General features: G+C 67.2%; 1 protein-coding gene. It reads left to right on the top strand.

The window, feature by feature from the left end:
- On the top strand, positions 1 to 12321 hold the full coding sequence (locus tag HG549_RS18890; RefSeq protein ID WP_170031382.1) for a non-ribosomal peptide synthetase: 12321 nt from the start codon (positions 1 to 3) through the stop codon (positions 12319 to 12321).
- The last annotated feature ends 26 nt before the right edge of the window (positions 12322 to 12347 follow it).

Here is a 12347-nt window from a genome sequence, read left to right as displayed (position 1 = left end):
ATGGAATTCACTGCAGCACAACGCATCGCCCAACGTTTCGTTGGCCTTTCCGTGGAGCAACGCCAGCAGATCCTGGCGCAGATGCAGGCCAGCGGGCAAAGCTTCCGCCTGCTGCCCATCGTGCCGGCGCGCCAGGGCCTGACGCGCATTCCGCTGTCGTACGCCCAGCAGCGCCTGTTGTTCCTCTGGCAGCTGGAACCCGACAGCCCGGCCTATAACGTGCCGCTGGCGGTCCGCCTGAAAGGCGCGCTGGACCCGGCGCTGCTGCAACAGGCGCTGGATGCGCTGGTGCAACGCCACGAGTCGCTGCGCACGCGCTTCGCCGCACAGGAGGGCGAGTTCTACCAGGATATCCTCGACCACTGCCCGCTGCCGATCGAGTGGGTGGAATTCACCGAGACGCCCAGCGAAGCGTCGCTGAGCGAAGCCGTTGACGCTGCCCTCAAGCAGCCCTTCGACTTGCAGGCCGGCCCGCTGCTGCGGGTGACCGTGCTACGCGTGGAGGCCGAACACCATGTGCTGGCGCTGAGCATGCACCACATCATCGCCGACGGTTGGTCCAGCGATGTGCTGGTGCAGGAGTTCATCCAGCTGTACAGCGCCCTGGCCGAGGGCCGCCAGGCGCAGTTGCCAGACTTGCCGATCCAGTACGCCGACTACGCCATCTGGCAGCGCGCCTGGCTCGAAGCCGGGGAGGCGCAGCGCCAGCTGGCCTACTGGCAGGCGCAACTGGGCGATGAGCAGCCGGTGCTGAGCCTGCCGCTGGACTTCGAGCGCCCGGCCACGCCCAGCCAGCGCGGGGCGGTGCTGCGCGTGGATATCGCAGGCGTGCAGGCCGAAGCCCTGCGCAGCCAGGCACGCAAAGGCGGCTACACCGTGTTCGTGCTGCTGCTGGCGGCCATGGCGGTGGTGCTGTCGCGCTACAGTGGCCAGGCCGACATCCGCATCGGCGCGCCCAACGCCGGGCGCAACCGCAAGGAACTGGAGGGCCTGATCGGCTTCTTCATCAATACCCAGGTGCTGCGCGTGCAAGTGGATGAGCGCGCCACCTTCGCCGCCTTGCTCGAACAGGTCAAGGCGGTGATCGGCGCGGCCCAGTCGCACCAGGAGCTGCCGTTCGAACAGCTGGTCGACGCCTTGCTGCCGGAGCGCAACCTGGCCCACAACCCGCTGTTCCAGTTCAAGATCAACCAGCACGTGGCCGCCCGCGACGCGGGGCGCAAGCGCCTGGGGACGCTGCAGGTGGAAGGCTTCGCGCGGGACGGCGGCGATGCCCGCTTTGACCTGGCATTCGACTTTTCCGACAAGGCCGATGGCATCGAAGGCTACTTCACCTATGCCACCGAGCTGTTCGAACGCGCCACCATCGAACGCATGGCCGGTTCGCTGCGCCGGGTGCTGGATGCGCTGACCGGCGACCTGCAGCAGGCAATTGTCGACTGCCCGGAGCTGCCGGCGCTGACACTGGCGCCCACGCAGGCCTACCCGCACGGCGATGTGCTGGCCCTGTGGCGCCAGGCCATGGCGCGAGGCCAGGCTCATGGTGGTGTGCGCGCCGGTGAACGGTTGATGACCCAGGCTGGGCTGGAGGCGGCGTCCAACCGCCTGGCCGACTACCTGCGCCAGCGCGGTGTCGGTGCTGGCAGCATCGTTGCCTTGTGCCTGCCACGCTCCATCGAGTGGGTCGGTGCCTTGCTGGCGGTGCTCAAGACCGGTGCCGCCTATCTGCCGCTGGACCCCCAGCAACCCCAGGAGCGCTTGCAGCAACTGCTTGCCGACAGTGGCGCTGCCGTGCTGTTGCATGCACCGGGCGACCAGCGCTTCGCCGGCCTGGATGGCGTGCAGGCAGTCACTTGCGACCCTGCCCAATGGGCGGCCTGCAGCGACCGCCCGGTAGAACTGGCCATTGCCGCCGAACAGCCAGCCTACCTGATCTACACCTCGGGCTCGACCGGCCAGCCCAAAGCCGTGGTGGTCAGCCATGGGGCGCTGGCCAGCTACACCCAGGCGCTGCTCGAGCGCCTGCAACTGCCGGCTGAAGCGAGCATGGCGATGGTCTCCACCACCGCCGCCGACCTGGGCCACACCGTACTGTTCGGTGCCCTGGCCTCGGGCCGCCTGCTGCACCTGCTGCCGCAGGAACTGGCGTTCGACCCGGACGGCTTCGCCAGCTACATGGCGCAGCATCAGGTCGGCGTACTGAAACTGGTGCCAAGCCATCTGCAAGGCTTGCTGCAAGCGGACCGCGCTGCCGACGTGCTGCCGGCCGCAGCGTTGATCCTGGGCGGCGAGGCGTGCAGCTGGGGCCTGCTGGAAAAGGTTCGCGCGCTGCGCCCGGGCTGCCGGGTCATCAACCACTACGGCCCGACCGAAACCACCGTCGGCGTGCTCACCTTCGAGCCGGGCCAGCCATTGCCAGGCTGCCGCACGGTGCCGGTCGGGCGCCCGCTGGGCAACGCCGGCGTCCAGCTGCTGGACGGTTACCTCAACCCGCTGGCGGCGCAGGTGATCGGTGAGCTGTACCTGGGCGGGCAGGGCGTCGCCCAGGGCTACCTGGGCCAGCCAGCACTGACTGCCGAGCGCTTCGTGCCGGCCGAGGGTGGTGCCCGTCTGTACCGCTCCGGCGACCGCGCACGGCTTACGGCCGATGGCCTGATCGAGTTCATCGGCCGCGCCGATGACCAGGTGAAGGTCCGCGGTTATCGCGTGGAACCCGGCGAAATCGGCCGCATGCTGGCCGGCTTGCCCGCGGTCAGCGAGGCCGTGGTGCTGGCCTTGCCGCTGGAGGGTGACGCCGAGCGCCTGCAGCTGGTGGCCTACGTGGTCGCCGCAGCGGGGGTGACCGCTGAAGCGTTGCAGGCGCTGCTGCTGGCACGCTTGCCGGACTACATGGTGCCGGCGCAGATGGTATTGCTGGAACGTTTGCCGCTGACCGCCAATGGCAAGCTCGACAAGCGTGCGCTGCCGGTACCCGGTGCAGTCAGCCGTGGCTATGTGGCGCCGCAGGGTGATATCGAGGAAACGCTGGCGGCGGTGTGGGCCGATGTGCTCAAGCTGGAGCGGGTCGGTAGCAGTGACAACTTCTTCGAACTGGGCGGCGATTCGATCCTCAGCCTGCAGATCATCGCCCGGGCCAAGCGTCAGGGCATCCGGATCAGCCCCAGGCAATTGTTCGAACAACAGACCATCGCCCAGCTGGCGCAGGTGGCCAAGCGCAGCGAGGCCAAGCCAGCGCCTGCTGCGGCAGGCGTAGACGCCACCAGCAGCGGCGAGGCCGCGTTGTTGCCAGCGCAGGCGCGGTTCTTCGAAATGCAGATCGCCCAACCGGCGCACTGGAACCAGTCGGTACTGCTCAAACCGACCAGCCCGGTACAGGTGAAGCACCTGGAGGCCGCCCTGCGCGCCGTGGTCGCACAGCACGACGCCCTGCGCCTGCGCTTCACTCGCACCGCCGAGCAATGGCAGGCGCGCTTCCAGCCGCTGGACGATGCACCGCTGGTGCAGCAGCGCAACCTCGATGCCCTGAGTGAACTGGACGCCGCTGGCAACCAGCTGCAAGCCAGCCTGAACCTGGAGCACGGGCCGCTATTGCGTGGCGAACTGTTCGACGTTGCCGATGGCCAGCAGCGTCTGTTGCTGGTGGTGCATCACCTGGTGGTCGACGGCGTGTCATGGCGCGTGCTGCTCGAAGACCTGCAAACCGCCTACCAGCAGCTGCTGGCCGGCCAGGCCGTGAACCTGCCGGCCAAGACCACCTCGGTGCAGGCCTGGGCCGAACGCCTGGCCAGCCATGCCAGCAGCCCTGCGCTGCAGGCACAGCGCGACTACTGGCTGCAGGCCTTGGCCGGCGGCCACGCCGAACTGCCGCGGGACAACCCCCAGGGCAGCCTGGCCAACAGCCATGCCCGCACCGCCACCACCCGGCTGGATGCCGAGTGCACCGCCAGGCTGCTGAGGCAGGCCCCGGCCGCCTACCGCACGCAGGTCAACGACCTGCTGCTGACTGCGCTGGCACGGACCTTGTGCCAGTGGAGTACGCACGCCGAGGTGCTGGTGCAGGTGGAAGGCCACGGCCGCGAAGACCTGTTCGACGACCTCGACCTCAGCCGCACCGTGGGCTGGTTCACCAGCCTGTACCCGGTGCGCCTCACGCCCGGCCACGACCTGGGCCAATCGATCAAGACGATCAAGGAGCAACTGCGCGCGGTGCCGGACAAAGGCCTCGGCCATGGCCTGTTGCGCTACCTCGGCGATGCCGAGGTGCGTGACCAGCTGCGGCGTGCCGCCCAGGCGCGGGTCACCTTCAACTACCTCGGCCAGTTCGATACCAGCTTCGATGCCGAAGCCGGCGCCCTGTTCACCCCAAGTGGGGAAAGCGCAGGCCGCAGCCAGTGTGCCGGTGCAGCGCTGGGCAACTGGCTGAGCATCACCGGCCAGGTATACGGCGGCGAGTTGTTCCTGGAGTGGACCTACAGCGCCGACATGTACCACCCGGCCACCCTCGAAAAGCTGGCCCAGGCCTACCAGCAGGCCCTGCTGGAGCTGGTCGAACACTGTTGCGATGGCCGGCACCAGGGGGTGACCCCAGCGGACTTCCCGTTGGCCGCGCTGACCCAGGCGCAGCTGGACAGCCTGCCGCTGCCGGCGCAGCAGATCGCCGATGTGTACCCGCTGTCACCGATGCAGCAGGGCATGCTGTTCCATACCCTTTACGACGCGCAGGCCGGCAACTACATCAACCAGCTGCGGGTAGATGTGCACGGGCTGGATGTGCAGCGTTTCCGGCAGGCCTGGCAGGCTACCTTGCAGGCGCATGACATCCTGCGCAGCGGTTTCGTCCTGCAGGGCGCGCTGGAGCAGGCCGTGCAGGTGGTATGCAAGACCGTCACGTTGCCGTGCAGCGAGCACGACTGGCGTGGCCAGCCAGCGCTGGAGCAGGCCTTGCAGGCCCTGGCCGAGGCTGAACGCCAGCGCGGTTTCGACCTGGCCAGCGCGCCGCTGCTGCGCCTGGTACTGGTGCGCACCAGCGATAGCAGCCACCACTTGATCTACACCACCCACCACATCCTCATGGACGGCTGGAGCACCTCGCGCCTGCTCGGGGAGGTGCTGCAGCGCTACGCCGGCCAGCTGCCGCAAGCGCAGGCCAGGCATTACCGCGACTATATCGCCTGGCTGCAAGGCCAGGACGCGGCGCTTGCCGAAACCTTCTGGAAGGCGCGCCTGGCGGCGCTGGACGCACCGACCCGCCTGGCCCAGGCCATTGCCGGCAGCAGCGGCGCAAGCGGCTACGGCGAGCACCGCCTGGCTTTCGACCGCGAGCAGACCGCGCGCATCGAGGCTTTTGCCCGGGCCAATCGGGTCACCGTCAACACCCTGGTGCAATCGGCCTGGCTGCTGCTGTTGCAGCGCTGCACCGGCCAGGCCAGCGTGTGCTTCGGCGCCACTGTCGCCGGGCGACCAGCAGACCTGCCAGGGGTAGAGGAGCAGATTGGCCTGTTCATCAACACCTTGCCAGTGGTCGGGGCGCCGCGTGCCGAGCAGCGCGTGGCCGAGTGGATCGGCCAGGTGCAGGCCGACAACCTGGCCTTGCGCGAGTTCGAGCACACGCCGCTGTACGACTTGCAGCGCTGGGCCGGGCAGGGCGGGGACGCCCTGTTCGACAGTATTCTGGTGTTCGAGAACTACCCGGTGGCCGACGCGCTGCAACAGGGGGCGCCCGCTGGCCTGCGTTTCGGTGACGTCGCCGTGCAGGAGCAGACCAACTACCCGCTGACCCTGGTGGTGGAACTGGGCGCGACGCTGTCGATGCACTACAGCCACGACCGTGCGCTGTGGAGCGATGAGCACATTGGCCGCCTGGCGGGTTACTTTGCCACCTTGCTGCAGGCGCTGGTGGAGGATGCGCATGCCGTTATCGGTGAGCTGCCGCTGCTGGACCAGCCGGAGCAGCAACGGATGGTCGAGGGCTGGAACGCCACCCAGGCCGCCTACCCGGACGAGCGCAGCATTCACCAGCTGATCGAGGCCCAGGTGTGCGCCACCCCGGATGCCCCGGCGCTGGTGTTCGGCGAGCAGACCCTGAGCTATGCCGAACTCAACTGCCGTGCCAACCAGCTGGCGCACCGCTTGCGCGAGTTGGGCGTGGGCCCGGACGTGCTGGTCGGCATCGCCATGCAGCGCAGCCTGGAAATGGTCATCGGCCTGCTGGGCATCGTCAAGGCCGGCGGCGCCTACGTGCCGCTGGACCCAGAGTACCCGCAGGAACGCCTGCGCTACATGTTCGACGACAGCGGCATCGCCTTGTTGCTGAGCCAGTCGCACCTGCGCGACACCCTGCCGATCCCGGCCGGCTTGCGCTGCCTGGAGCTGGATAGCGAAGACCTGAGCGGCTACAGCGATGCCAACCCGGACACCGATGTAGCGCCGCTGAACCTCGCCTACGTGATCTACACCTCCGGCTCCACCGGTCGCCCGAAAGGCGCTGGCAACAGCCATCGGGCGCTGGTCAACCGCCTGTGGTGGATGCAGAAGGCCTACGGCCTGGACGCCAGCGACAGCGTGCTGCAGAAAACCCCGTTCAGCTTCGACGTGTCGGTGTGGGAGTTCTTCTGGCCGTTGATGACCGGCGCGCGGCTGGTCATCGCCCAGCCAGGGGCGCACCGTGACCCGCAGTTGCTGGTCGAAGCCATCAGCCACTACGGCATCAGCACGCTGCACTTCGTGCCGTCGATGTTGCAGGCGTTCATGACCCACCAGGCGGTAGAGCGCTGCGTCAGCCTCAGGCGCGTGGTGTGCAGCGGCGAAGCACTGCCGGCCGAACTGGCCCGCCAGGCCCTGCAACGTTTGCCGGCGGCGAGCCTGTACAACCTGTACGGGCCGACCGAAGCGGCCATCGACGTCACCCACTGGACCTGCCAGCCGGACGAAAATATCAGCGTGCCGATCGGCCAGCCGATCAACAACCTCAAGGCCCACATCCTCGATGGCAGCCTGCAACCGGCAGTACGCGGCAGTGCCGGTGAGCTGTACCTCGGTGGCGTGGGCCTGGCCCGTGGCTATCATCAGCGCCCGGCGCTGACCGCCGAACGCTTCGTGCCAGACCCGTTCAGCACCGATGGCGGCCGCCTGTACCGCACCGGCGACCTGGCGCGCTACCGCGCCGACGGGGTGATCGACTACGCCGGGCGTATCGACCACCAGGTGAAGATCCGCGGCCTGCGCATCGAGCTGGGCGAGATCGAAGCACACCTGCTGCAGCTGCCGAGCGTGCAGGAAGCGGTGGTGCTGGCCCAGGACGGGCCGAGCGGCAAGCAACTGGTGGCCTACGTGGTGCCCGCCGACAGCACGCAAGAGCAGGGCGCGTTGCGCGACAGCCTGCGTGCCGCGCTCAAGGCCGGCTTGCCGGACTACATGGTGCCGGCGCACCTGCTGCTGCTCGACCAGCTGCCGCTGACGCCGAATGGCAAGCTCGATCGCAAGGCCCTGCCGCAGGCGGATGCCAGCCAGTTGCAGGGCGAGTACGTCGCCCCGCAGAGCGCGCTGGAGCAGCAGATCGCGGCGATCTGGGCGCAGTTGCTGAAGCTGGAGCAGGTCGGCCTGACCGACAACTTCTTCGAGCTGGGTGGCGACTCGATCATCTCGTTGCAAGTGGTCAGCCGGGCACGCCAGGCAGGCATACACTTCACACCCAAGGAGCTGTTCGAGGCGCAGACGGTGCAGGCACTGGCCCGGCTCGCCAGGCGCGGCGACAGCGTTTCGATCGATCAGGGCCCGGTGACTGGCGTGACACCGCTCACGCCTATCCAGCACTGGTTCTTCGCGCAACCCATTACCGAGCGCCATCACTGGAACCAGTCGGTATTGCTCACGCCAGCTGAAACGCTCGATCCGACTGTGCTCGATGCCGCCTTGCAGGCCTTGTTGGTGCATCACGATGCCCTGCGCTTGCGCATGGTCGCCCATGGGGCGCGCTGGCAGGCCGAGTTTGCCGCTGCGGGTTACACCCCGCTGCTGTGGCATCGCGAGTTCGCCAATGTCGAGCAGCTGGAGCAAGCCGCCAGTGAAGCCCAGCGCAGCCTCGACCTCGCGCACGGACCGTTGATGCGGGCGATGCTCGCTGCCCTGCCTGATGGCAGCCAGCGGCTGTTGTTGATCATCCATCACCTGGCCGTCGACGGTGTGTCGTGGCGGGTGCTGCTGGCAGACCTGCAGCAGGCCTACCAGGCCCTGGCGGCCGGGCAGCAGCTGCAACTTCCGGCCAAGACCACCTCCTGCAAAGCCTGGGCCGAGCGTTTGCAAAGCTATGCCGCGACTGCTGAGCTGCAGCAGGAACTGGGTTATTGGCAGCGGCAGTTGCAAGGAGCGAGCGCTGTATTGCCGTGTGACAATCCGCACGGCAGCCGGCAGATGAAGCATGCGGCGTCGATCAGCACACGCCTGGATGCACAACGCACACGCCGCTTGCTGCAAGGCTGCTCGGCGGCTTATCGCACGCAGATCAACGACCTGTTGCTGACGGCGCTGGCGCAGACCATCAGCCACTGGAGTGGTCTGCCGGAAGTGCTGGTACGCCTGGAAGGCCATGGCCGCGAAGACCTGTTCGCGGATGTCGACCTGAGCCGCACCGTGGGCTGGTTCACCAGCCTGTACCCGGTAAAGCTGAGCCCGCAGGCGGACCTGGCTGGCTCGATCAAGACCATCAAGGAACAGTTGCGCGCCGTGCCAGACAAGGGGCTGGGCTATGGCGTGTTGCGCTACATGGGTGATGCTGCGAGCCGCGAGTGCCTTGCCGCATTGCCGCAGGGCGAGATCGTCTTCAACTACCTGGGGCAGTTCGATGGCAGCTTCGATGGCGAAGCCGGCCTGTTCACGCCTGCCAGGGAGAACGATGGCGCCAGGCAGGATGCCGAAGCAGCGATGGCCAGCCTGCTGACCGTCAGCGGCCAGGTGTATGGCGGCGAGCTACGCCTGGAATGGACCTTCAGCCAGGCCATCCATCATCGAGAAACCATCGAGCGCCTGGCCGATGCCTACCAGCAATCCCTGATTGAAATCATCGAGCATTGTTGTGCCGCGGGGGGCCGTGGCCTGACCCCATCGGACGTCCCGTTGGCCAACCTGACCCAGGCACAGCTCGACCAGTTGCCGGTTGCCGCAGCACAGGTCGCCGATGTCTATCCGCTGTCGCCGATGCAGCAGGGCATGCTGTTCCACAGCCTCTACGAGCAAGCTAGCGGCCATTACATCAACCAGATGCGGGTGGATGTGGATGGCCTGGACGTGCAGGCCTTCCGCCAGGCCTGGAGCGCTGCCCTGCAGGCTCATGACAGCCTGCGCAGCGGTTTTGTCTGGCAGGGCGACGTGGGCCAGGCGGTGCAGGTGGTGCGCAACCAGGTGGAGCTACCGTTCAGCGAACAGGACTGGCGTGGCCAGGATGGCTTGGCGCAGGCACTCGACAACCTGGCTGACAGCGACCGGCGGCGCGGCTTCGACCTGGCCGAGGCGCCACTGCTGCGCCTGCTGCTGGTGCGTACCGGCGAGGCGCGCCATCACCTGATCTTCACCTGTCATCACATCCTCATGGATGGCTGGAGCACCTCGCAGTTGCTGGGCGAGGTGTTGCAGCGCTATGCCGGTCAGCCGGTGGCAGTAGCGCCGGGTAGCTACCGTGACTACATCGCCTGGTTGCAACGCCAGGATGTACATGCCGCAGAGCGCTTCTGGAAAGGCCGGATGGCCGACGTCCAAGGGCCGACGCGCCTGGCTCAGGGCACGCACAGCGGGCCGCGCGAGGGGCAGGGCCAGCGGGTGTATCACCAGGTGCTCGCCGCTGGGCGTAGCGCGCGGGTCGAGGCCTTTGCCCGTGCCCAGCGGGTTACTGTCAACACCCTGGTCCAGGCCACCTGGCTGCTGCTGGTGCAGCGCTATACCGGGCAGGCGTCGGTCTGCATCGGCGCCACGGTCGCTGGCCGACCGGCGGAACTGGCCGGGGTGGAAACGCAGATCGGCTTGTTCATCAACACCCTGCCGGTGGTGGCTGCACCGCGTAGCGAGCAGCGCGTCGCGCAGTGGATCGGGCAGTTGCAGGCTGACAACCTGGCCATGCGTGAGTACGAACATACGCCGCTGTATGACGTGCAGCGCTGGGCTGGCCTGGGCGGTGAAACCTTGTTCGACAGCCTGCTGGTATTCGAAAGCTATCCGGTGGCCGAAGCCCTGCAGCAGGGCGCGCCAGGGGGCCTGCAGTTTGGCACTGTCGCAGTGCATGAGCAGACCAACTACCCGCTGACCGTATTGGTGAGCCTTGGCGACAGCCTGGCGATCCAGTACCGCCACGACTGCGCCTACTGGGATGACGAGGCGATCGAGCAGCTGGCCGCTCACTTCGCTACCTTGCTCGATGCCCTGGTGAGTGATCCGCAGGCTGCGCTCGGTGACTTGCCGCTGCTCGATGCCGCGCAGCAGCAGCGTATCGTGCAGGACTGGAACCGCACGGCGGCCAGTTACCCGGCCGAGCGTTGTATCCACCAGCTGTTCGAGGCCCAGGCCGGCAGCGCAGCCGACGCGGTTGCGCTGATCCATGGTCAACAGACCCTGACCTATGCCGCGCTCAACGCGCGGGCCAACCAGCTGGCGCACAGGCTGCGCGAGGCGGGCGTAGGCCCGGAGGTGCTGGTGGGGGTTGCCATGGCGCGTGGCCTGGACATGGTGGTCGCGCTGATGGCGATCCTCAAGGCGGGTGGTGCCTATGTACCGCTTGACCCGGGCTACCCGCAGGAGCGCCTGGTGTACATGCTGGAAGACAGCCGCTCGGCCTTGTTGCTGTCGCAATCGGCCTTGCTCGAGCGTGTGCCGGCCAGCTACCAGCCCCGGACGCTGCTGATGGACCAACTGCAGCTCGATGCCTACCCGGTGACCGACCCGGTGTGCCTGACCTCGCCGGACAACCTGGCGTACTGCATCTACACCTCGGGCTCGACCGGCCAACCCAAGGGCGTGCAGATTGCCCATCGCAACGCCGTGGCCATGATTGCCTGGGCCCAGTCGGTGTACAGCCAGCAAGACCTGTGCGGGGTTCTGGCGTCCACCTCGATCTGTTTCGACCTGTCGGTGTGGGAGCTGTTCGTCACCCTTGGGTCGGGTGGCTACGCCGTGCTGGCGGCCAATGCCCTGGAGCTGCCGCACCTGCCAGCCCGCGACCAGGTACGCCTGGTCAACACGGTGCCCTCGGCGATCAAGGTGTTGCTGGAGAGCGGCCAATTGCCGGCCAGTGTGCGCATCATCAACCTGGCGGGCGAGGCGCTCAAGCAGGAGCTGGTCGAGGCGCTGTATGCCAGCGGTCATGTGTTCAAGGTCTATGACCTGTATGGGCCCTCGGAGGACACCACCTATTCGACCTTCACCCTGCGCAACCCGGGTGGCCAGGCGAATATCGGCCGACCGCTTGCCAACAGCGCCGTGTACTTGTTGAGCGATGCCGGTACGCCACTGCCGATCGGGGTGGCGGGAGAGTTGCACATGGCCGGTGCGGGCCTTGCGCGCGGTTACCTGGCCCGACCGGGGCTGACCGCCGAGCGCTTCATCCCCGACCCGTTCGGTGGCCAGGGTGGACGCCTGTACCGCACAGGCGACCTGGCGCGTTATGACGCCGACGGGGTGATCGAATATGTCGGGCGTATCGACCATCAGGTGAAAATCCGCGGCTTCCGTATCGAACTCGGTGAGATCGAGGCATGCCTGCAACGACTGGATGCGGTTCGCGAAGCGGTGGTGCTGGCGCTGGATGCTGCGGGCGGCCAGCAACTGGTGGGCTACGTGGTGCCAGCAGAGGCGCTGTCGGGCGATGACCCGGCGGCCCAGACAGCGCTGTGCGAAACCCTGCGCGCCGCGCTCAAGGCCAGCCTGCCGGCGTACATGGTGCCTGCGTACCTGGTGGTGCTCGAAAGCCTGCCGCTGACGCCGAACGGCAAGCTCGACCGCAACGCCCTGCCGCAACCGAACGGCCAGCTGCGCCAGGCCGGCTACCAGGCGCCTGAAACCGAGCTGGAGCGCCGGATCGCGGCAATATGGGTTGAAGTTCTTGGCCTGGAAAACGTCTCTCTTACCGACAACTTCTTCGAGCTGGGGGGCCACTCCTTGCTGGCCACCCAGGCGGTAGCACGACTGCAGATCGAACTGGGTAGCAACCTGCCGCTCGCGTTGTTGTTCCAGACAGAGAACCTGCAGGCCTTTGCACAGGCGGTCGGCAGTCTCGCTACCCGAAACGACGAAGACCTGGATGAGCTCCAGGACTTCATGGCAGAGCTCGAGGCGGTTTGAGATGCATACGGATAACAGAAACGCAG

Origin of the sequence: Pseudomonas sp. SK (assembly GCF_012975065.1) — a bacterium.
Classification (GTDB): Bacteria; Pseudomonadota; Gammaproteobacteria; order Pseudomonadales; family Pseudomonadaceae; genus Aquipseudomonas; species Aquipseudomonas anuradhapurensis.
The sequence above is the reverse complement of the archived record's forward strand: the minus strand, read 5'-3'. Positions and strand labels throughout refer to the sequence as shown.

Excerpts from the sequence above, each read along its gene's own strand:
- HG549_RS18890 (WP_170031382.1), top strand. The coding sequence starts at position 1 with ATGGAATTCACTGCAGCACAACGCATCGCCCAACGTTTCGTTGGCCTT.